The sequence below is a fragment of the Rhizobium johnstonii 3841 genome (genome assembly GCF_000009265.1).
Taxonomy (GTDB): Bacteria; Pseudomonadota; Alphaproteobacteria; order Rhizobiales; family Rhizobiaceae; genus Rhizobium; species Rhizobium acaciae.
The window spans coordinates 505,670-525,409 of the sequence record NC_008380.1 but is presented as its reverse complement, the minus strand read 5'-3'; the positions used below and the strand labels follow the sequence as shown (position 1 = coordinate 525,409).

21 protein-coding genes are annotated in these 19,740 nt (G+C 61.0%); 7 read left to right on the top strand and 14 right to left on the bottom strand.

Going from position 1 to position 19,740, the window contains the following annotated elements; translation table 11 throughout:
* The first annotated feature begins 70 nt into the window (after window positions 1-70).
* Together RL_RS02545 and RL_RS02540 are read left to right on the top strand one after the other, a co-directional pair.
* A complete protein-coding gene (locus RL_RS02545; RefSeq protein WP_011650276.1) occupies window positions 71-745 on the top strand; it encodes a hypothetical protein in 675 nt (224 codons plus the stop codon).
* A 451-nt stretch (window positions 746-1,196) separates the two neighbouring features.
* Window positions 1,197-2,741 (top strand): putative bifunctional diguanylate cyclase/phosphodiesterase, encoded by a 1,545-nt coding sequence (locus RL_RS02540; RefSeq protein WP_028740487.1) that lies wholly within the window; start codon window positions 1,197-1,199, stop codon window positions 2,739-2,741.
* Window positions 2,742-2,792: 51 nt separating this feature from the next.
* Here the strand turns inward: RL_RS02540 and RL_RS02535 are convergent, their stop codons facing one another.
* Both RL_RS02535 and RL_RS02530 read right to left on the bottom strand, forming a co-directional pair.
* The gene (locus tag RL_RS02535; RefSeq protein ID WP_011650274.1) at window positions 2,793-3,770 is read right to left on the bottom strand and encodes an SDR family NAD(P)-dependent oxidoreductase; all 978 of its coding nucleotides are present in this window, start codon (window positions 3,768-3,770) and stop codon (window positions 2,793-2,795) included.
* Between the two features lie 45 nt (window positions 3,771-3,815).
* Window positions 3,816-4,574: an SDR family NAD(P)-dependent oxidoreductase gene (locus RL_RS02530; protein ID WP_011650273.1), complete on the bottom strand. Its 759-nt coding sequence runs from the start codon at window positions 4,572-4,574 to the stop codon at window positions 3,816-3,818.
* Window positions 4,575-4,734: 160 nt separating this feature from the next.
* Between RL_RS02530 and RL_RS02525 the strand changes: the two genes are divergently transcribed.
* Window positions 4,735-5,346 carry a TetR/AcrR family transcriptional regulator gene (locus RL_RS02525; protein ID WP_011650272.1) on the top strand — a complete coding sequence of 204 codons (612 nt, stop codon included), beginning with the start codon at window positions 4,735-4,737 and terminating at the stop codon, window positions 5,344-5,346.
* Window positions 5,347-5,749: 403 nt separating this feature from the next.
* Here the strand turns inward: RL_RS02525 and RL_RS02520 are convergent, their stop codons facing one another.
* Window positions 5,750-6,490: an SDR family NAD(P)-dependent oxidoreductase gene (locus tag RL_RS02520; RefSeq protein WP_011650271.1), complete on the bottom strand. Its 741-nt coding sequence runs from the start codon at window positions 6,488-6,490 to the stop codon at window positions 5,750-5,752.
* 99 nt (window positions 6,491-6,589) lie between these two features.
* Between RL_RS02520 and RL_RS02515 the strand changes: the two genes are divergently transcribed.
* Complete coding sequence (locus RL_RS02515; RefSeq protein WP_011650270.1) at window positions 6,590-7,240, top strand: TetR/AcrR family transcriptional regulator; 651 nt, start codon at window positions 6,590-6,592, stop codon at window positions 7,238-7,240.
* Between the two features lie 288 nt (window positions 7,241-7,528).
* Here the strand turns inward: RL_RS02515 and RL_RS02510 are convergent, their stop codons facing one another.
* The 4 genes from RL_RS02510 to RL_RS02495 all read right to left on the bottom strand — a co-directional run bounded on the left by RL_RS02510 (window position 7,529) and on the right by RL_RS02495 (window position 12,011).
* Window positions 7,529-8,566 carry a 4-hydroxyproline epimerase gene (locus tag RL_RS02510; protein ID WP_011650269.1) on the bottom strand — a complete coding sequence of 346 codons (1,038 nt, stop codon included), beginning with the start codon at window positions 8,564-8,566 and terminating at the stop codon, window positions 7,529-7,531.
* A gap of 15 nt (window positions 8,567-8,581) precedes the next feature.
* A complete protein-coding gene (locus tag RL_RS02505; protein ID WP_011650268.1) occupies window positions 8,582-9,292 on the bottom strand; it encodes an SDR family oxidoreductase in 711 nt (236 codons plus the stop codon).
* Between the two features lie 9 nt (window positions 9,293-9,301).
* Window positions 9,302-10,552 carry an NAD(P)/FAD-dependent oxidoreductase gene (locus RL_RS02500; RefSeq protein WP_041936154.1) on the bottom strand — a complete coding sequence of 417 codons (1,251 nt, stop codon included), beginning with the start codon at window positions 10,550-10,552 and terminating at the stop codon, window positions 9,302-9,304.
* 181 nt (window positions 10,553-10,733) lie between these two features.
* Window positions 10,734-12,011: an alpha/beta hydrolase gene (locus RL_RS02495; protein ID WP_028740492.1), complete on the bottom strand. Its 1,278-nt coding sequence runs from the start codon at window positions 12,009-12,011 to the stop codon at window positions 10,734-10,736.
* A gap of 199 nt (window positions 12,012-12,210) precedes the next feature.
* Here RL_RS02495 and RL_RS02490 point away from each other — a divergent pair, with 199 nt between their 5' ends.
* Window positions 12,211-12,594 (top strand): hypothetical protein, encoded by a 384-nt coding sequence (locus RL_RS02490; protein WP_041936153.1) that lies wholly within the window; start codon window positions 12,211-12,213, stop codon window positions 12,592-12,594.
* Between the two features lie 543 nt (window positions 12,595-13,137).
* Here RL_RS02490 and RL_RS02485 read toward each other — a convergent pair.
* The 6 genes from RL_RS02485 to RL_RS37185 all read right to left on the bottom strand — a co-directional run bounded on the left by RL_RS02485 (window position 13,138) and on the right by RL_RS37185 (window position 17,252).
* Entirely contained in the window at window positions 13,138-14,034 is an 897-nt protein-coding gene (locus tag RL_RS02485; RefSeq protein ID WP_011650264.1) for an aldo/keto reductase, read from the bottom strand.
* Window positions 14,035-14,342: 308 nt separating this feature from the next.
* Window positions 14,343-14,978, bottom strand: coding sequence for a TetR family transcriptional regulator (locus RL_RS02475; protein WP_011650262.1), 636 nt, complete (start codon window positions 14,976-14,978; stop codon window positions 14,343-14,345).
* Between the two features lie 19 nt (window positions 14,979-14,997).
* Window positions 14,998-15,669, bottom strand: a complete 672-nt coding sequence (locus tag RL_RS02470) for a class I SAM-dependent methyltransferase (RefSeq protein ID WP_011650261.1) — start codon at window positions 15,667-15,669, stop codon at window positions 14,998-15,000.
* A 239-nt stretch (window positions 15,670-15,908) separates the two neighbouring features.
* The gene (locus RL_RS02465; RefSeq protein WP_028740495.1) at window positions 15,909-16,214 is read right to left on the bottom strand and encodes a hypothetical protein; all 306 of its coding nucleotides are present in this window, start codon (window positions 16,212-16,214) and stop codon (window positions 15,909-15,911) included.
* Window positions 16,215-16,368: 154 nt separating this feature from the next.
* Complete coding sequence (locus RL_RS02460; RefSeq protein ID WP_011650259.1) at window positions 16,369-16,740, bottom strand: hypothetical protein; 372 nt, start codon at window positions 16,738-16,740, stop codon at window positions 16,369-16,371.
* 191 nt (window positions 16,741-16,931) lie between these two features.
* Window positions 16,932-17,252, bottom strand: a complete 321-nt coding sequence (locus tag RL_RS37185; RefSeq protein WP_011650258.1) for a hypothetical protein — start codon at window positions 17,250-17,252, stop codon at window positions 16,932-16,934.
* Window positions 17,253-17,450: 198 nt separating this feature from the next.
* On the opposite strand from RL_RS37185, the gene RL_RS02450 reads away from it, so the two are divergent.
* The gene (locus RL_RS02450) at window positions 17,451-18,149 is read left to right on the top strand and encodes a class I SAM-dependent methyltransferase (RefSeq protein ID WP_011650257.1); all 699 of its coding nucleotides are present in this window, start codon (window positions 17,451-17,453) and stop codon (window positions 18,147-18,149) included.
* A gap of 89 nt (window positions 18,150-18,238) precedes the next feature.
* On the opposite strand, the gene RL_RS02445 is transcribed toward RL_RS02450, so the two are convergent.
* Window positions 18,239-18,826, bottom strand: coding sequence for a hypothetical protein (locus RL_RS02445; protein ID WP_028740498.1), 588 nt, complete (start codon window positions 18,824-18,826; stop codon window positions 18,239-18,241).
* Between the two features lie 211 nt (window positions 18,827-19,037).
* Between RL_RS02445 and RL_RS02440 the strand changes: the two genes are divergently transcribed.
* The gene (locus tag RL_RS02440) at window positions 19,038-19,529 is read left to right on the top strand and encodes a hypothetical protein (protein ID WP_011650255.1); all 492 of its coding nucleotides are present in this window, start codon (window positions 19,038-19,040) and stop codon (window positions 19,527-19,529) included.
* Window positions 19,530-19,740: the final 211 nt, after the last annotated feature.

Genomic DNA, 19,740 nt, shown 5'->3' with positions numbered 1-19,740 from the left:
GGCGACGTCGCGCGGCTGCATGGGCACGTGCGGGATCAGGCCGGTGAAGCGATGAAGACACGGATATCACATGGCACCTGACATGAGCGCGCCTCCTCGTCGCAGCACCACTGGTCTGCGCAAGTTTCTGGATCCTGAGCAGCAGCGCGATTGGATGGAAGGCGAGGCGGAGTTGATCGACGCCGAAGAGCGCCTGGAGTCCCTGGAACAGCGGTTCAAGTATGTCGCCCGGTACGAGAAGCTGCTTCGTCGCCCGCAGGCGCAAGACATTCTGGAAATTCTCAGGCTATACGGACAAAGCTGCATCCCCATCCCGCGCAAGACCGAGCGTCACTACTGGTCGGTTTCGTGCCTGCCCTCGACTTCCGACAAGCCGCTCATCCGCGTCAATGCGAGCTGGATGGAGCTTTTCACGCTCTATGCCGACGGCGAAGGTCTGCGTGCACGATTCCTGGTGCATCTTTCGCATTTCACCACGGACCATTCACCCGCGCAGGGCGATGTGGACGAGCCTTTTCTTGAGGACTGCGTCGCGACGCCCGAAGACGTCGGTTATTTTTTTCCGCGCGGCGAGGACATTTTCGGCATCACTGTGCGAGGCTCCGCCTCGATCCGCAAATTCCTCGCGGAGCGCCGCATCTTGCGCGCCATTCGGACTTTCAATGTGACGCACATGAACCGAGGTCGAAACGCTTATCAGGCGAGCCACTGCTACAGCCTGGGGGATACCATGCTGGCAGGTTGATCGGCCCTGGGATGCGCCCTACCTCGGCGAGATTGCCGAGCCGCTCCGCAGTCGCCGGTGACGCGCAGATGCTGAAAAGACGCGGGGGCGCTATAAACCCGTCACGCCCATTACTGATCCTCTGGCGGTTCTTCAGCCGTCCGAAGAATGGCAGATAGCGGCGACCGGCAGACACCATGGAATCGAGGCCTCATCCGATTTACGGGAAAGATATCCAATTCACGCAGCGAAACGCTCGCACCTTCGTCAATGCAACCCGCCATTAACCTTCGGAGGTAACGATCTTACGGACCTGTCGGTGCTGCGCAGCTTGATCAACGACTGCAAGGCCCGACCCGGCATTCGGTGATACGAGCATCAGCCATGTCGGCTGTTGATTGAAAACATGTCGGGGACGATGCGGTTCTCCAAACTGGCCATGACGGCTCGTCACACAACAGGAGCCTGTTATATGCCTCGCATCCAACCGACCAGACCCCAGGTGGAGATCGTTGCCTGGCTCGCGGTCTTCCTGCTTCTCTTCTGCCTGTCGTGGTTCTTCGACTGGCATGAGGGGCTGGATGCGTTCATCGAGAAGCATCATGACTATCCGCTCGACCATGCGCTCCTTGCCCTGAATATCTCCGGGTTTCTCGGGCTCATTTATTCCGCGCTGCGAATCCGGGATCTTTCGAGGGAGGTTCATCGCAGGTTGCAGGCCGAAAAGAACGTGGACTGGATTGCCTGTCACGACACGCTGACCGAACTGCCGAACCGCAGATTTCTGGATTCCGTCTGCGCGCAGGCGATGAGCGATCAAAGGGAAGAAACCTATGCCGTGTTCAGCATCGATCTCGATGGCTTCAAGAAGGTCAACGACCTCCTGGGGCACGATCACGGTGACGCGGTGCTGAAGACTGTCGCTCAGCGGCTCTCTTCCCTCTTTCCGCGTGAGCACGTTTTTCGTCTTGGCGGAGACGAGTTTGTCGTTCTGGCGCGGCGCACCGGAAATCCCGATCTTGCCGCGTTGGGGAACCGCATCGTGAGCGTGATCGGCAAACCCTTCGCATTCAATGGCGTCGCCGTCGACCTCGGCGCGAGTGTCGGCTTCGCACTTTATCCGGAGAACGGCGATGACCTCAGCGAGGTCATCCGACATTCGGACTGTGCGATGTATGTCGCCAAAAAGCAGGGGCGCAATCTGGTGAAGCCCTTCGTCCCTTCGATGCAGGATGAGTTGGCGAAACGGATTCGGGTGGAAGCCGATCTAAGAGCCGCCATCAGGAAGGCTGAGATCGTTCCCTACTATCAACCGCTCGTGGACCTGAAGACAAACAAGATTATCGGCTTTGAGGCGCTGGCACGCTGGAAGTCGGCCTCCGGCGAATTCATCCCGCCGAACGAATTCATTCCTGTGGCAGAGGAAGCCGGGCTGATCGTCGAATTGACGGACCAACTGCTTCGCCACGCCTGCACCGATGCGCTTTCCTGGCCAAGTGAGCTTGTCCTGTCATTCAACCTTTCTCCGATCCAGCTGAGCGACCGGTTGCTGGGGCTCAGAATTCTCAAGATATTGGGCGATGTCGGTCTGCCGGCGCACAGGGTCGAGCTGGAAGTGACGGAGAGCGCCATCATCCAAGATGCCGTCACGGCACGAATCGTCCTCGACGATCTGGTGAACGCCGGCGTCAGGATTGCCCTCGACGATTTTGGAACAGGCTATTCCAGCCTCTCGCAACTCTCCAACTACCGGTTCGACAAGATCAAGATCGACAGGAGTTTCGTCTCTTCATTCGAAACCAATGACAAGCAGGACAAGGTGATCAAGGCCATCATCGCTCTCGGCGCCGGACTTGGCGTGACAATAACCGCCGAGGGTATCGAAGAAGAGAGCCAACTTCAGCGGCTTCAGGATCTGGGTTGCGACATCGGCCAAGGATATCTGCTTGGTAGGCCAGCGCCGGCCGCGGAGCTTGCCACAGATCACATCAGCACCAGAATTTTGCAACGCCGTTGATGGGCCGCAGCGTGTCGGCTCTGATTCAGAGCCGACACCAGCTTACCGACTTCAAATGGCGGCTGTGTTTGCGCCTATCCATTCCTCACTTTTCGCCCAAAGCCGCTTGGCTTTGTCGGCGTCGAGCGCATAGGACCTGACGCCGTCGGCAAACGGGTTGGGCGTGTCGTTGATCGGCGCGACGGCGCAATCATCGAGATAGTGTCCGCCGATCTCGTCCTTGTCAGCCACGACGGCGGCCCAGACCGAGGTTGCGGCCACCTGCGGGATGTCTTTCAGCTCCGCCGGAGGCAGACCGGCTTCGGCGCGGGCCTTGCCAACGGTCTCGAACAGGCCCTGCAGGTCTTCCTGCCGGAGATGGCGGGGGAGATCGGTGAGGCTATTGCCAGGCATCACCGAGGCGGCTCGGATGCCGCGATCGCGATGCCGCTTATCAAATTCTGCGGCGAAGAGAGAGGTCGCCGTCTTCGATCGGCCATAGGCGACCCATGGGTCATAGGCCTGTCGCTCGAAATTCGGATCGTCCAGATCGACATCGGCGACGCGATGCGCCTGCGACGACAGCACCACCAGGCGGCCGTTATCGGCAAGTAGCGACGCGATCCGATTGACCAAAGCGAAGTGACCGAGATGGTTGGTCCCGAACTGCAGTTCGAAGCCGTCGGCCGTCCGAGCGAACGGCGTTGCCATGACGCCGGCGTTGGCGATGATGGAATCGAACCGCCGGCCGTCAGCCAACAGCCTGTCCGCGCAGGCGCGAATGCTTTGCAGGGATGCCAGATCGAGCTCAGTCAGTTCCAGAGTGCCACCTCCTTGCGACGCAGCGTCACGGACCGATGCCGTGGCTCGCTCCGCCTTCGCGCGGTCCCTGACCGCGCCGACGACGCTTGCGCCGTGAGCCACCAGTGCGCGGGCGGTTTCGAGCCCAATGCCCGACGATACGCCCGTAATGAGAAACCGCTTTCCCCTGAGATCAACGCCGGACAGCACCTCGTCGGCGGTCGACTTTGCACCAAATTTCTCAGTCATTTCTTTTCCTTCAATTGCGTGAGTAAGAGTCTTGGTCTTCGACCTTCAGATGGCCAGGCCACCGGCCACGTCGATCACGCCGCCGGTGATGTAGCCGCCATTCGGCCCGGCCAGATGACGGATGAGGGCAGAGACTTCCTCAAGCGTTGCGATCCGGCGGATGGCGTGCAGGTTCATGAGCGCCTCGGGGACACCATCGCCCAGCACCTCTGCCGCCATGTCGGTCGGCATCACACCCGGCTGGATGACATTGACGGTGATATTGCGTCCGCCAAGATCGCGGGCGACGCCCTTCGCATATCCGACGATCGCCGCTTTGGTTCCGGCGTAATCGGCAGCGCCGGTAAACGGGACGTGGGTGCCGAGAGCCGAGCCGATGAAGATGATCCGGCCGCCATCCGGCAGTACCGGCGCTGCTGCGCGCGTGGTCGCCACGGCGCCCATGACGTTGATCTGCCACTGGCGATCGAGATTGACCGTGTCGAGATCGGGGTCGTCGACCGTCTTGCCCTGCACGGCGATCGCCGCATTGTTGACGAGGATGTCGAGCTTGCCGAAGTAGGCCACCACCTTCTCGACCAGCGGCTTGGCCGCCGCCATGTCGGCCTGGTCGCTTTGGATCGCCAGCGCCCGCACACCCCGCGCCCTCAGCGTCTCGACCACGGCTTCGGCCTTTTCGGCAGAGGCGACGTAGCTGATCGCAACATCCGCCCCCTGGTCGGCCAGCGCCTCGGCCGTGGCGGCGCCGAGCCCGCGCGAGCCGCCAGTCACGAGGGCGACCTTGCCCTTCAATATGTTCGACATGGAAATCCTTTCGGTACTTGATCCGGTCGCTGTGTGGGTCTTGACTAAAGACAGCGATTTATTTTCATAACGATTATTACGATAACGACCGGTATGAAATTTGACATGCGCTGTCAACCGGTTTAATAACGGTCATTATGAAAAAAACCGAGTTGACCTGATGGGACGCCATCGTGAATTCGATGTGGAGAAAGCGCTCGACGCCGCTTTATGCGTCTTCTGGCGCAAGGGCTACGAGGGTTCCTCCTATACCGACCTGACCGAGGCTGCCGGCGTCGAGAGACCCGCCCTCTATTCTGCATTCGGCAACAAGGAAGCCCTCTTCCGTCTGGCGCTGGCTCGCTATTCCGAGCGATTCCTGCACTATATTCCGGAGGCGCTTCAGCTCCCCACAGCGCGTCAGGTTGCTGCCCATATCCTCGTCAACGCAGTCGATCTCAATACGCGTTATCCCGACCATACCGGATGTCTCGGCATCAATGGCGCCGTAGCGGGATCGGATGACGCCGAACCTGTGCGGCAAGCATTGATCGATTTTCGTGCGGCTGGTCAGGCGCAGCTTCGTGAACGCTTCGAACGAGCCAAGACAGAGGGCGACTTGCCGGAGACGGCCAAAGCCGATGCCCTTGCAGCCTTCGTGATGGCTCTCACGCACGGCATGGCGGTGCAGGCCAAAGCCGGGTTTAGCCGCGAGATGCTCGAGGCTGTCGTCGAACAAGCGCTGTCCACCTGGCCGACCGGCCGTTCCACGCTCTCCGAAACGTCATCTTAAAGCTTGAGGAAGAAGCACGCCGGCCGTCGTCGTCTCCGTGACATCCTCGGGTCAAGCGGCGTATCCAACGAAGCATCGTGCAGACGCTGACACCTCGCCAGCGCCCGGAGCGGCGGCGTTTAAGAGAGCCTCATCCTGAGGAGCCCCCAGGGGCCTCGAAGGACGAGGCGGGCATTCCGGCGCCCGATCATGCGAGGAGCAGCGCTGTGGCGTGTCCTTCGAGGCGATCCTGCGGATCGCATCTCTGGATGAGGTATGTTGGAGGGTGCCGCGGCTTGGCTCCCCCCTTCTCCTCAACGGGGGCTGGAGGACGGGTTAGAGCGATGGCCCTCAGACCGAAAGAAGGGACCGACCTCCGTCGATCCCCCGTGTCGTTTACCGTTCGCAGGCAACAGACTCCAATTCAGGTATTCAAGCCGCCATCCACCGTGAGGACGGTTCCGGTGATGTGCTTTGCAGCAGGGCTTGCGAGGAAAGCTACAGCGGCGGCCACATCTTCCGGCTCACCGTAACGTCCAAGTGGAATCAGGGCCCGCTGGAAGTCGGCGAAGTCGCCATTGGCGGGATTCATATCGGTGTCGGTCGAACCCGGCTGGACGAGGTTTACGGTGATATCGCGAGATCCGAGTTCCCGCGCGAGGCCGCGGGTAAACGAGTGGAGCGCGGATTTCGTCATGAAATAGACCGTCCCGGTGTCACCGACGATGCGTTCGGCGCCGACCGAGCCGATGGTGATGACGCGGCCTCCCGCCTGCAGATAGGGAATGGCGGCCTGAGAAGCGAGCAAAGGCGATCGTACATTGACATCCAGCAGCGCATCGATCTGCTCGACGCTGACGTCGGCGATCGCGCCGTAAAGCGCGATTGCGGCATTGTTGACGAGGATGTCGAGGCCGCCAAGTGCCTGAGCTGCCTCGTCGACCGAGCGCTTCACGGCCGCCGGATCGGCGCTGTCGGCCTGGATGGCAATCGCTTTGCGGCCCTTGCCCTCGATCGCCCGGACGACTTCGGCGGCGCGATCGGCCGAACGCTCATAGGTGATGGCGACATCAGCGCCTTTGTCGGCAAGCGCCAATGCGATGGCGGCACCAATGCCACGCGAGCCACCTGTGACGAGGGCACGCTTTCCAGCCAGTTCTGTCATGATCTTCTCTTTCTGTAGTGATCGACACATAAATAGCTAGGCACGTTGCGATGAGGTGTCAATGGGTTTATATAATGATCGATGCAGAAATCGGATGAGATGTCGAACGTCGATGAAACCCCTGCCCGCAGTCGCGGGCGGCCGCGGGCGTTCGATCGGGAAGCAGCCTTGGCGCAGGCGACCCGCTTGTTCTGGATCAAGGGCTTCGAGGCGACTTCGATCGCCGATCTCACCGAGGCGATGGGGATCGGCTCGCCGAGCCTTTACGCGGCGTTCGGTTCGAAGGAGGCGCTCTATGCCGAGGCGCTGCGCCACTATCGCGACAATAACGAGGCGCTCGTCTGGGCAGGGTTCTTTTCCGCAGGCACGGCCCGTGACGCGGTGATGTCGCTTCTGATGGATTCGGCCGCTGCGCTGACCGGCTGTGTCGCGGATATTCCCCGCGGCTGCATGGTGACACTCTCCTCGGTCGGCAGCGAAGGCCACGTGGAACTCGGCGAACTCGTGCGAACCGCCCGCGCCATCACGCTCGAGCGCCTGAAGCTGCGCATAAACCAGGCGATATCAGAGGGCGAAATTCCGGCCTCGGCCGACGTCCACGCGCTTGCCCGCTTCGTCCAGACCGTTCAGAACGGCATGTCGATCCTGGCCCGCGACGGAGCGACCCGCAGCGAACTGGAGGCAGTGGCCGAGCTGGCCATGCTGGGTTGGGACACTCGAACCGGGGCTGCTAAGCGCAGGCAGGGCTGATCGCGTTTCGAATATCGTTACGCAGATACTCATGTGCTTTGGTCAGTTGGTCGAGGAAGCTTGATAAGATCGCCGGCGCGTGCCGCTGCCCCTCATCCGGCTGCCGCCACCTTCTCCCCGCAAGCGGGGAGAAGGGCATATGCCGCGACCTTTCCGTTCCCCATCGGCCTCTTGTATGGCACGTCCCCTCTCCCCGTTTTTACGGGGAGAGGGTTAGGGTGAGGGGCAGCCATTGGAGCAAACCGGTCAGGAAACCGCTTCACACTTTCGGCAACATGCTCCTCGCAGTCAAATCTCTCCCGCCGCCGGCCCCCAGACATCCGTCAGCGCAAAACCGTTCGGATGCGGGTCAAAGGGGTCGAGAGCTACCTGGGTCAGGCCGAAGGTGAAGCCGCGGCCGGTGATGGTGGGGATCACCGCGGGGCGGCCGGCCACCTCGGTTACTGCCTGCAGCCCGACCTCGAATTCGGAGCCGATGATCGATTTCGAGGTGAAGGTGTCGCCGACCTTGACCTTGCCGCGGGCATAAAGTGTGGCGAGATTGGCGGAGTTGCCGGTGCCGCAGGGCGAGCGGTCGGCCCGGCCCGGCCACATGGTGGTGCAGGTGCGCACCGTGCCATCGGCTTCGGTATCGCGGAACATGACATAGGCGACGCCCGAGATCGCCGGGATCTCCGGATGGACGACCTTGATGTCGCGGTTGATCAGTTCCTTGAGGATCATGCCGGCCTGGACGAGGCCGGCGGCATTGGCCTTCTCGATCGTCAGACCGATCTGGCCGACATCAACAAGCGCATAGAAGATGCCGCCATAGCAGATATCGGCCTTGATCCTTCCCCAATGCGGCGTGTCGATTGCGACATCGAGCTCATGCACGAAGGAGGGCACCATGGTCAGCTTGACCTTCTCGCAACGCCCGTCGCGGCAGGTCGCCGTTGCCTTGACGAGGCCAGCGGCGGTTTCGAGTGTCACGATCGTCTCCGGCTCCTTCATCTCGACGATGCCGGATTCGAGAAGCGCCGTGGTGACGCAGATCGAGTTCGAGCCGGAGCTCGCATGCGCCTGGTCGGGTTGCAGGATGATGAAGGCGGCGTCGGCCTCGGGGTGTCGTGCCGGCAGCAGCAGGTTGACCGAGCCGATCGGCGCGCCGCGCGGCTCCAGGCAAAGGAAGCGGCGCAGTTCGTCACCCTTCGGATCGGTGTTCAGCCAATGCAGCTGGGCGGCAATGGTATCGCCGGGGATCTTCGGCACGCCGCCGATCGCGACGCGGCCGATCTCGCCTTCGGCATGGACATCCAGCAACTGGATCGTGCGCTTCCATCTCATATCGAAAACTCCAGATCAGACGTGACGGGTGACGCCGCCATCGACGCGAATATTCTGGCCGGTGATATAACCCGCGCCATCGGAGAGCAGGAAGGCCGCGGTCTTGGCGATCTCCTCCACATGGCCGATGCGCTTCATCGGGACCTTCTCGGCTGTCTCCGGCTTGTGGTTGAGGCTATCGATATAACCCGGCAGGATGCAGTTCATGCGGATATTGTCGGCCGCATAACGATCGGAATAGAGCTTGGTGAAGGCGCCGGCAGCGGCGCGATAGGTGCAGGAAACCGGGAAGACCAGCGTCGGCTCATAAGCGGCGAAAGTGGTGATGTTGACGAAGGCGCCCTTGCCCTGTTTCAGCATGACCGGCGTCACCAGCCGCGCCATGCGCACCAGCGACAGGATCATCATGTCGGAACCGAGCGTCCAGTTCTCGTCCGAAATATCGAGCAGGTCGCCCTTCGGCGGATGGCCGCTCAGGTTGACGACGGCGTCGATGCGGCCATAGGTCTTCATCGTCAGGTCGAAGACCGCCTTCAGATCCTCGGCCTTTTCGGCCACGCCGCGCGAGGCGACGCCGTCGAGTTCAGCCGCCAGCTTCTCACAGCTTTCGGACGGCGACATCAGCGCCAGCAGATAACCCTGCGCGGAGAGCTCGCGGGCGATCGCCTCGCCCATGCCGCGGCCGCCGCCGGTGATCAGCGCTACGGGTTTGGTGGTTTCGGACATCGGGACCTCCTAATAACGGTCTATGCGGAACGGGGTCATATCGAGGGATGGTTTGAGCCCGGTCACCATATCGGCGATCACCAGCGCTGTCGTTGCCGAAAAGGTCAGACCGAGATGGCCGTGGCCGGTCGCATAAAAGACGCCGGGCAGTTTCGACGAGGGCGAAATGATCGGGATCGTATCGGGCAGCGCCGGACGATGTCCCATCCATTCCGTCGTCTCCTCGACCTTGAGACCGGGCAGCGCGCGCTGGGCATGGCGCACCAGCACCCGTGGACGGCGGAAATCGGGCGCGGCATCGAGACCGGCGAGCTCGACATTGCCGCCGACCCGGATGCCGCCCGCCGTCGGCGTCACCATGAAGGCGCGATGCGGCCAGATCACCGAATAGCGCATCTCGATGCCGGGCTTCATGATCTGCGTGTGATAGCCGCGCTCGGTTTCGAGCGGGATCGGCTCGCCGAGCTTTTCGGCAAGGAAACGGGTGTGGACGCCGGCGGCAAGCACGACCGAATCCGCCTCGATACGCCTGCCATCCTCGAGGAGAACGACGGCGGTGCCATCGCCCCTGCGCTCGATATTCCGCACAGTGCCGGAGACGAAAGTCGTGCCCGCAGCCTTTGCGGCGTCCGTGAGTTTCACCACCAGCTTGTAGGGATCGCGGATCGACTTGTTGTCGGGAAGCAGCACGGCTTTGGCGATTGCCGGTGACAGAGTGGGCTCGTAATATTGGATGGCGCCGTTGCTCAAAACCTCGAATTCGAGGCCGTAGCGCTGCATCATGGCGAGATGGCCGCGATCGGCGGCAAATTCCGCCTCCGTCTCGTAGATCGCCAGACAGCCCTCCTCCGTCATCAACTCGGGCGCACCGATCGCCTCGAGCATCCCCCTGAAATCGCCGAGCGCGCGATGCGACAGGCTCATGCCGGCATCCTCGATCTCTCTGAGGCGCGAGGGCCGGCCGGCAGCGAGGAAGCGCAGGAACCAGGGCAGCATCCTGGCGGCATAGGAGGGACGCAGCCAGACCGGGCCTTCGGGATCGAGCAGCCAGCCGGGGATCTTCTTCCAGGTCGAGGGGCCGGAACCGGCGGCAAAGTCGAGCGCGATGCTTGCCATATTGCCGAAAGAGGTGCCGCGTCCCGGCTCGCCCTTGTCGATCAGCGTCACCTCAAACCCGCGCCGCTGCAGCTCGAAAGCGATCGAGGCGCCGATCACGCCTGCGCCGACGACCGCCACACTCTTCTTCGTCTCATCCGCCATGCCATCAACCCATCGCACGGCAGACAGAAGTGCCGTCGTGAATCTGATATATCACAACAAGATGCGATGCCTAGAGAATTTCCGTTTTCCGAAACACGGAAATTCTCTATCTCTTTGTTTTTTCGCAATTCCGAAACGCAAAACCGCTGTGCACTTTTGCTGGAATTGCTCTTTGGAATTTTTACTGGCTTTCCGGCAGGCTGGCGCCGACGCTGTCGCCAACCGAACCGACGGTGTTGTTCATCGACTGGCCGAGACGCTTCACCTGGGCGTCGTAGTTGCGCCGGGTGCGCGGATCGAAGATCGCAATCGGCGTGCTAACGGCAACACTGACGGCACTTCCGGCGGTCTGGGCAGCACCCATCGCCACGGCGCCGACGGCCTCGCCGAGACCGACATTGGAATCGGTGATCGTCTGGCCGGCAATCAGCCGATCGCCGATCAGCTTCACCACTTCGGGGCTTTCGGCGAACTTGCCGTGGTTCAGCCGGTCGCCGCCCTTGAGCTTGGTGAGGTCGAGCACGGTGATGCCGGCCGCCTCGAGCTTGCTGCGGTAAGGTTCGGCGGAAGGATCGATCTGGCCGAGCCGGTCGACATTGCCGGAGATGCGCCGCGACAGCGCCAGAGCGCGATCGTCCTGCGAGACGAAGATGGTGAATTGCGGTCGTTCCTTGCCGAGGCTTGCGAACTGACGGCCGAAGACATCGACATCGAGATCCGGCGAGGCGAGGATGACATTGTTGATCTTCGGTGCGACGTGGCCGTTGCGGATCGCCATCTGCCTGAGCGCTTCGACCGTTAGCCACGTGCCCATCGAATGGGCCATGATGGTAATGTCGCTGACAGCCGGATTGGCGGCGGTGCGGGTCAGCAGCTCCTCCAGCGCGTCGCGGGAATAGTTGGTGCTTTCCTTGTCGTAATTATAATCGAAGATGCTGCCGCGCGACGGCCAGGTGAAGACGACGGGGGCGACGTCGGCATGCGAATCGTGGACGATCTGCGCGAAGCGGTAGACGGCGTCCTCATAACGATTGTTGAAGCCGTGGACGAAGACGAGCACGCGGCGGCTCTTCGGCATATGGGTCTTCAGCCAGGTCTCGCCGGCCCGCTCACCTTCCAGCGGATCGACGGAAACGGTGACGAAATTGCGCAACGGATCGGCCGGCAGGCGGCTTGGCCATTGCACCTGGCCGACCTTGCGATTGGCTTCCGGCGGGATCGAGACGTCGACGGCATTGACGGCGAGCCCGGTGCCGCGTTCGCCGGAGAAAAGCACGGCGGGATTGTCGTCGGCAGCGCGCGTTGTTGCGACGAGAAGATCGACCTTGGAGGTGCCGGGGGCCGCGGTGCCGGCCGCCTGCATGACACCGACCGGCCTGCCGCCGCAGCCGGCGAGCGCCATCGTTGCAATCAGAAGACCTGTCAGAGCCGCGGGCAAGCCGCGTCTTTTGCCGATCATGACCAAACTCCAATCGGTTCACGCACCGGACAGGCGGCGCCCGTTCAAATAGTCCGACGAGGCTTGCCGAGTCAAACCGCGGGAGGTGGACAAGAGCAATCCTGTGAAAACCGCTGCGCGCTTTTGCTGGAATTGCGCCTGAAACTTTCGGCTATCCGCGGCGTTTTGCCCGATCAGGTTCAATCGATGGATCACGGTGATGAAATTGCTCGGGATCACATGCTTGTCGACATTGATGCTGATGCCTTCGCTCGGCTCGACGGAGACGCTCGGCGAGGCCGATATCCGCCGCGACATCATCGGCAAGACGGTCTACCTCTCCACGCCGCTCGGCGGTGAACTGCCGCTGATCTTCCGCTCGTCCGGCAAGGTCGACGGCAACGGCCAGGCGATCGGCCTCGGCCGCTATGTCAAACCCAGCGATACCGGCCAATGGTGGATCGACGCCAACCGCCTCTGCCAGAAATTCCAGAGCTGGAACAAGGGCAAGCCAATGTGCTTCGAACTCGAACGCGCCGGCGCCAACACGATTAAATGGACCTGGGACAACGGCAAAACCGGTGTTGCCCGCATCGGTAATTGATCGACTTCGACCTGGAAGAAACAGACTTGGAGAAAAGAAAAAAGCCCGACGCGGGAGGAGGTGCGCCGGGCTCTTGATCCTGACTGACAACTGGGAGGAGGAGTGTTGTCAGTCCGATGTAAGAGCGCTGGGAGGAGGAGTGCGCTGCTTACGAAGATAGTAATAGCCAATTCTTTTGATTCGGAATAGCGAAAATACCGCAATGCAGCAATGCGCTGAACGCAAGGCTTGCCTCCTAAATGGCACGCCGCCGCCTCATTTTGCAGCATGTTTGACCAGATGGTCAAAATTATGCCGAAAATTGCGGCCTCGGCCTGGATCGCCGACTTGCACCTCATCCGCCTGCCGGCACCGACCGGGGTCGAGCCACGGGTCTCGACCCGTCCTTCGGACCCCCGCTCGCGGAGCGAAGGGGGGCATGCCGCAACCTCTCCGTTCCCAACGCACCCATCGCAGGACACGTCCCCTCTCCCCGTCTTTTATGGGAGAGGGTTAGGGTGAGGGGCAGCTACTAGCGCAAACCGGAAAGCCGTGGTTTGCCCGTCAAGCAGCCTTGAAGACCTTGCTGCCCTCGGCGTCGAGGGCGGAGAATTCTTCGTTCGAGAGGGTGATGTCGACGGCGGCGACGTTTTCCTCGAGATGCTTGACCTTGGAGGTGCCGGGGATCGGCAGCATGACCGGGCTGCGCTTCAGCACCCAGGCGAGCGCGATCTGGCTGGGTGCTGCATTGTGCTTTTTGGCGATGCTATCGAGCAGCGAGCCGGGCTTGGCGAGATCGCCGGCGGCCAGCGGATACCACGGGATGAAGCCGATATTGTGCTTGGCGCAATAGTCGAGCACATCCTCGCTGGTGCGGTCGACGAGATTGTAGCGGTTCTGGACGGTCGCGACCTTGAAATGCTTCGAGGCTGCCTCGATGTCGGCAACGGACACTTCGCTCAGACCCGCATGGCGGATGAGGCCGGTATCGAGCAGCGATTTGATCGCATCGAACTGCTCCTTGGCCGGCACCTTCTGATCGATCCTGTGCAACTGCCAGAGATCGATCTGCTCGACGCCGAGATTGCGCAGGCTCTTATGCGCCTGCTGGATCAGATATTCCGGGCGGCCGACGGGCAGCCAGATATCGGGGCCGTGGCGGGTCAGGCCACCCTTGGTGGCGATGACAGACTTGCCGCCATAGGGATGCAGCGCTTCCTTGATCAGCCATTCGGAGACATCGGGGCCGTAGGAATCGGCCGTATCGATGAAGTTGACGCCGAGTTCCGGCAGGCGCTTCAGCGTACGGATGGATTCGGCATGATCGGAAGGCTCGCCCCAGATGCCCTTGCCGGTGACGCGCATGGCGCCGAAACCGAGACGATTGATCTCGATATCCCCGCCGATCTTGAAGGTGCCTGACTTTGCCGCGTTGTATTGGGCTGCGTTGTGACTGGACATGGTCTTTCCTCTCTTATCAATCAATCATTGAAATCGGTGGAACGGTCGGAGGCGGTTCAACAGCCGCGGCACGAATGCCGAGGCTTTCGGAGATGCCTTCGAGCGCGAATGTCTGCCCTGATCGAAAGCGATGCCCGGCATGGTGAAGATCCGCCTATCGCGGGGATCATCAGAATGTGGTCGCTGCGACGCTTGCAGATATAGGACGGCCCGGTTCCGATAACAGGGCCTGATCACAGGGATGAGCGGAAACATCGACATCGAGCCGATGTCGCTGAAGTGCGCACGGAGGCTCAGGCGGTCCCGCGTCAACGCCTGGTCTTTGCCTCGTCGCCGAATTCCGCCAGCATCTTCCAGAGGTCGGCGAAAATCTCCCGGGCGAAATCCTGCGGCGAAGCACTTGGCGGGCGCTGCTGCCAGAGCTCAGCCCCGACGCGCAGCGCACCGATGACGATTGCCGCAAGGACGCGCATGCGGGGCCGCTCAAGCGGATCACCTGCCTTGCGCAGAAGCAGCGCCTCGGCGAGCTTCTGTTCGAGTTTGGCATATTTCAGCTGGTCGCGGGCCTTCAGCGCCGGCGTGCGATGGATGAGGTCCCCACGCGCCAGACCAGGCTCGTCGACGGAAGCGATGACGGTTGCGGTGATCGCCGCCTCTACCGCCGCGACCGAGGATTCGCCCGCCGGCCTTGCGGCGACCGCCGCCATCAGGCGATCGGCGAAGGCATCCTGCCAGGCGAAAACCACCTCTTCCTTGGATGGGAAATAATCGAAGAAACTGCGCTTGGAGACATCGGCCGCCTCGGTGATGTCCTCGATCGTCGTGGCCTCGAAGCCGCGCTGCAGAAAGAGGGTCATCGCCGCCTGCTCGATGCGCTCGCGCGTCTGCCGCCGCTTGCGTTCCCGCCTGCCTTCCGTCGTTTCTGTCCGCTTGTTCTCAGCCATTCCGGCCCGGCATCATCGTTCAGCCGCCGGTTTCGTTGGAAAAGGCGGCGACATCGTCGACGTCAGCCGCGCTCGAGCGATAGCTGAATCGCTCGCGCGACAGTTCCAGCGGCTTGCGGCGCGAAATCCGGTAGACAGAGGCCGGCGGCAGGTTGCGCACCGTGCCGCCGATGCGCACCGCCTTCAGGCCGAGACGGTCGAGGATCGGCCGCGGCACCGGGCAGCGCGGACCGTAGGTGAACTGATAGACGGCGCCGCCCGGGCGCATATAGGCGAAGGCGCCGGCCAGGATCGAGGCGATCTTGCGCGGCGACATGGAGAGGAGCGGCAAGCCGCTGACAACCGCGCCGACCGGTTCGCCTTCGAAAATATCGGCATGGGCGAGATGGGCGGCATCCATCTGCAATACGCGCGCCGTTGGGAACCGCGCCTGCAGCGAGGTGATGAACTCCGGGCCATACTCGATCAGAGTCAGATCCGCTTCACTCACCCCGCGCGCCAGCAGCGCCCGGGTGAAGACGCCGGTTCCCGGGCCGAGCTCGATGATCGGCCCGTCGAGTGCGGCAATTTCACTGGTCATGATCCTGGCAAGCGAATCCCCCGATGGCGCGATGGCCGCGACCCGAAGCGGATTACTGACCCAGGAGCGGAAAAAATGCAGGAAATCGGAGCATGCGGCCTTTGCAGTCATGACTATCCCACCTGTCTGAAATTCGATTGATTATGAAATGCGACCATCGCGGCGAGCATGGCAATTCCAAGGCAAACGCGTCAATCGCTCTTGGCTGCGGCTTTTCGCAACACCACTGCCAACAGTTGCTGCATTTCGTACTTATTGCATTTTTGCAGCCAATGCAAGATTATCAATCGACACGCGAAAGGGGCAGCCTGGAAGCCGCCCCGCTCAAATCGCGAGATGCCGAGGTGTCCTCAATAGTTGCAGCTGGAGCCGCTCCCCGGGTTGAAGCCGAGCTTGCAATCCATCTTGAGGGGCTTCTTCGGGTTCATCATGTAGGGCGTCATCCGACCTGAGGTTTCCGAGGCGCGATCGCCGATCGAACCCGTCGTGCGCCTGTCGTGCTCGACCTTGGTTTCTTGGCTCGCAACCGGACGCTCGGCTGCGCCCTGCTCTGTCGCGCTCGACTGGAGGGGAGCTGCCGTGGCCGAGAAGGCCGAGAGGCCGAGGATTGCGCCGAAGGCAGCGGCCATCAGGCCGGTCTTGAAAGTCGTGGTCATCATCGTCTCCTTCGGAGGATTCGTGGAATTTACGTCCCGGAGTTAGGAAGGCGATCTGTCACATACTACGGTGTCAAATAAGAGGTCACGGATATGTGAGCGGCGGCCCGATCGAGAAAAAGGCGGCTCATCGCCGCCTCCTTCATTTGCCGGCTCAATAGCCGTTATCACACGGCATGCTGCCGGGACCGATCGATCCGGAAAACGTAGGGTTGCACATTTCCGGAGCTGCCGGCCTGTTCACCGGCGGGCGGACGATGGAGCCCGTGGTGCCGGCCTCGACGCCGAAAGCGGCAAGCGGATACCAGTAGCCATCGGAGTGGCGGCGGGTGCCGGGGCGCTCGGTGCGAAAGCCCCGATAGCCATGCCATGAACCGGCATGTGGTTTATATTGCACCACTTTTACGTCCGAGACAGCGGGCGGCCGAGCCGTCTGAACGGGTGCTGCCTGCACAGGGATGATCGACGTGAGGGCGAGAAGGGCGCCGAGGGCGGCGGTGGAAGGGGTGAGACTGAGCATCTTCATGATAAACCCTCCTTACTGGATTTATCTCGGGAAAATGCGCTTCCCAACTGCGGAGTTCCGCCGCGGCGCGCAACTTCCAAAACTCGTGATTGCAGGCGATCGGGCGTGACCAAATCGCCAAAAAACGTGAAAAGTCGTAATCAGAAAGAGGGCTCAAACGGCGTTTGTGAGGAAACGTGAATTCTCTGTTCTCAATTCGCGTATAATGTCCGGTAACCCTGGCCGGAGAGGCAAGCGACATATTGGCGATGGGCGGCAGCGCGCGCTATCGTTTCGGCCTCAAGCTCATCGGCCTGAGCATATCCGGTCAGCTGGGCGCGCAGCTGATACTGCTTCCTCGCCTCGTCATACATGGCGTTGCCGTCGGTCATGCAAAGGCCGTGCGCAACGACCGGCGGATTGACCGGCACGCCGACCGCCAGGAGCACGGGATCATTGGCATGGTCGATGCAGCCGCCAAGGGCCGTCATCATCGCCAGGACAGCCAGAGCCCGAAAAAGTCCCACCGTCATGCATTCCTCCGGCTGAAGCGCCTCTGAATCACCAGACCTGCGGATACATCAGGAAGGTTGCGCGAAACTAGGCTGACGGCTTGCCTGCCAATTCCGGCCGGACGCGCCACTTGCCCAGACATGCTTAAAACATTGCTAAAATATTATATTAATGCTTACTTATAGTCGTAAACGCTAATCTTTCGGGAGGGAAAGATTATGGCTTCGCCGTGGGTAAACGACGCGCTCTCGCACGCACAATCAGCATTTTCCAGCAAGACTGATACAAATATCCTTGAGGTCGGGGGCGGCTCCCGCACGCATATCCCCTTGAAAGGTGCGCGATATACCGTTGTCGACATCTCCAAGGAGCAACTCGAAAAGAACCAGGACGCCGCTGAGAGGATCCTCGGCGACGCTCAAACCATCGACTATGGAGATCGTCACTTCGACGCCTGCGTCTTCTGGGACGTCCTCGAACATTTGGAAAGCCCGCGCTCTGCCTTGTTGAGAGCCCATGATACCCTGTCTCCCGGTGGTCTGGTGTTCGTCAAGGGTCCGATCCTGAATTCAGCCAAAGGGATCTTCACCGACCTGACGCCCTGGTGGACCCACGTCTTGTTCTATCGCTACGTTCTCAGGCAGAAAAACGCCGGAAAGCCGGGCTATGCGCCGTTCCGCGTCGAGCATGCCGCAGAGGCATCCCATTCGGAGATTGCCGGGACATTGAAAGACCTCGGGATGGATGTCGTCTTTGTCGGCGAATATGTGTCGACGCAGGTGCATGCGCTCAAGGATAGAATTCCCCCGCTTTATTGGCTCTATGAAGCTTTCGGTCTTGTGCTTCGCACCGTTTCGGCCGGGAAGATCGGGGGTCGGGAGACGGAGTTCCTGATCGTGGCAAAGTGTCTTCGTTAGGGACACCCCACCAAGATCTATATAGCACTTCGGAATCCCGAAATTGGTTGCGGCATTGAAACCATTCAATTTTTCCTCATGGCGACATCTCACGAAGCGCGGCGGATTTCGGAATCCCGAAGCGGGGGGATTTCGGGATTCCGAAGTGGGGATTTTTTCTTCCTGCCGACGCGCCCGCGTTTGTCGGCGGCAATCTTGCGGTCGGTCTCGGACCATTTCCGGCACCTCTCCGCCGTGCATCGCTTCCACTCGTCGGTGGGTGGCGCACCTTCATGGTCACCGACAAAAGTCAGCGTGAACCGGTTGGGATGCGCGACACCACTGCCCGCCCGGCCGCGGCGAACTTTTATCAGCCCCTTATATTCGAGCTCATCGATCGCATCGGCCACATATTCGCCGGTCACGCCGTAGGACACGAACTGAGGGTGGGTCACGATCAGCTTGCCGTTTTCCAAGGCAGCGTGGGCCGTGTGCTCGATGACGATGCGGAAGAAGGCGCGGCAGGCGTTCGCACTCAGGGTCGTGAAGGCCGCAGATTCCAGCAGCTGAATGGTGAACCATTGCCAGCGAAGGCTACCGTCATCCGCCGCGCCCGGCGGAGCAGTATGCTTGCGCACCATCGCCCGCGTCTTTCCCTGACTGGTTCGGCTTTTGTCGCGAGGGTTGAATTCCGCCATCAGCCCCTCGCCCGTGTTGTCGGTCGGTATCCGCCCGCCCTCCGGAGCCTGTTGCGGAAACTCCGTTCATGCAGCGCGCGACGGCCACAGCTCGCCCGCGCCATCACCTCACCCCTGAGAAAAAAATTACTCAGCATCTAACAGTCCGTGGTTGCGATGGCGGCAAACCTACCGCTAGAACGATCCATGAACTAGGAAAATATTCTTAGTTATGATCTTCTACTATCCAGTCCCTTCTGCTAGGATCGCTGCAATGAATCTTGGGGGTAGAAGCGCGATGCGAATAAGCGGTATGGGGGAGAAGAGCGTGGTCGTTTGCGTCCGGCGATTGTTGGTATTGATTTCGATCTTGCTGGGAAGCACCGTCCAGGCTTTTTCCTGCGATCAGCCGATCATGATATCTAACTGGTCGTTCTGTGCGATCGCCAACGTGACCGATGAGGGCGGCGACGCTGATTGGAAAGTCGTGCCTGCATGGACTCGCGAGAAAGCCATAAGCGCGTATTTCGGAAACGATCCGCGGCTGCTGGCAAACCACGGACTTTGCAACGCCAAATTCCATCGCGTTGTACTCTGCCAGCCGGGATGGCAAACGGGCAACCCGGATGAGTGCTCATATCTGGTTTGCAGCGGCTATTACTCATCCTTGGTCGGGAAGGAAGAACGGGATGCATATTCAAGAGACTACCCGATCGCGCAATAGTTTTTCGTTTCGCTGCCTTGGGGCCGAAACTGTAGCGGCCGATGAGAAGTGCTTAACCTTGATCTCCCGATCTCAATCTTGAAAACCTGAAGCAGTTTCGCGCAAAACGGTTATTGCGGCAACGGCACTACCCATCCTCTTCATATGCAAATATGCTCGCGCGCCGACAGCCGGAAAGCGCCCTACAACCTTCAATGTTCAGAGGCCCCTG

What these genes read in the sequence shown, in the direction of transcription:
- RL_RS02535 (WP_011650274.1), bottom strand. Translation starts at nt 3,770, where the DNA reads ATGACTGAGAAATTTGGTGCAAAGTCGACCGCCGACGAGGTGCTGTCC.
- RL_RS02520 (WP_011650271.1), bottom strand. Translation starts at nt 6,490, where the DNA reads ATGACAGAACTGGCTGGAAAGCGTGCCCTCGTCACAGGTGGCTCGCGT.
- RL_RS02495 (WP_028740492.1), bottom strand. Translation starts at nt 12,011, where the DNA reads ATGATCGGCAAAAGACGCGGCTTGCCCGCGGCTCTGACAGGTCTTCTG.
- RL_RS02545 (WP_011650276.1), top strand. Translation starts at nt 71, where the DNA reads ATGGCACCTGACATGAGCGCGCCTCCTCGTCGCAGCACCACTGGTCTG.
- RL_RS02500 (WP_041936154.1), bottom strand. Translation starts at nt 10,552, where the DNA reads ATGGCGGATGAGACGAAGAAGAGTGTGGCGGTCGTCGGCGCAGGCGTG.
- RL_RS02540 (WP_028740487.1), top strand. Translation starts at nt 1,197, where the DNA reads ATGCCTCGCATCCAACCGACCAGACCCCAGGTGGAGATCGTTGCCTGG.
- RL_RS02525 (WP_011650272.1), top strand. Translation starts at nt 4,735, where the DNA reads ATGGGACGCCATCGTGAATTCGATGTGGAGAAAGCGCTCGACGCCGCT.
- RL_RS02445 (WP_028740498.1), bottom strand. Translation starts at nt 18,826, where the DNA reads ATGGCGGAATTCAACCCTCGCGACAAAAGCCGAACCAGTCAGGGAAAG.
- RL_RS02530 (WP_011650273.1), bottom strand. Translation starts at nt 4,574, where the DNA reads ATGTCGAACATATTGAAGGGCAAGGTCGCCCTCGTGACTGGCGGCTCG.
- RL_RS02515 (WP_011650270.1), top strand. Translation starts at nt 6,590, where the DNA reads ATGTCGAACGTCGATGAAACCCCTGCCCGCAGTCGCGGGCGGCCGCGG.
- RL_RS02505 (WP_011650268.1), bottom strand. Translation starts at nt 9,292, where the DNA reads ATGTCCGAAACCACCAAACCCGTAGCGCTGATCACCGGCGGCGGCCGC.
- RL_RS02440 (WP_011650255.1), top strand. Translation starts at nt 19,038, where the DNA reads ATGATCTTCTACTATCCAGTCCCTTCTGCTAGGATCGCTGCAATGAAT.
- RL_RS02510 (WP_011650269.1), bottom strand. Translation starts at nt 8,566, where the DNA reads ATGAGATGGAAGCGCACGATCCAGTTGCTGGATGTCCATGCCGAAGGC.
- RL_RS02470 (WP_011650261.1), bottom strand. Translation starts at nt 15,669, where the DNA reads ATGACTGCAAAGGCCGCATGCTCCGATTTCCTGCATTTTTTCCGCTCC.
- RL_RS02465 (WP_028740495.1), bottom strand. Translation starts at nt 16,214, where the DNA reads ATGACCACGACTTTCAAGACCGGCCTGATGGCCGCTGCCTTCGGCGCA.
- RL_RS02450 (WP_011650257.1), top strand. Translation starts at nt 17,451, where the DNA reads ATGGCTTCGCCGTGGGTAAACGACGCGCTCTCGCACGCACAATCAGCA.
- RL_RS02460 (WP_011650259.1), bottom strand. Translation starts at nt 16,740, where the DNA reads ATGAAGATGCTCAGTCTCACCCCTTCCACCGCCGCCCTCGGCGCCCTT.
- RL_RS02485 (WP_011650264.1), bottom strand. Translation starts at nt 14,034, where the DNA reads ATGTCCAGTCACAACGCAGCCCAATACAACGCGGCAAAGTCAGGCACC.
- RL_RS02475 (WP_011650262.1), bottom strand. Translation starts at nt 14,978, where the DNA reads ATGGCTGAGAACAAGCGGACAGAAACGACGGAAGGCAGGCGGGAACGC.
- RL_RS37185 (WP_011650258.1), bottom strand. Translation starts at nt 17,252, where the DNA reads ATGACGGTGGGACTTTTTCGGGCTCTGGCTGTCCTGGCGATGATGACG.
- RL_RS02490 (WP_041936153.1), top strand. Translation starts at nt 12,211, where the DNA reads ATGAAATTGCTCGGGATCACATGCTTGTCGACATTGATGCTGATGCCT.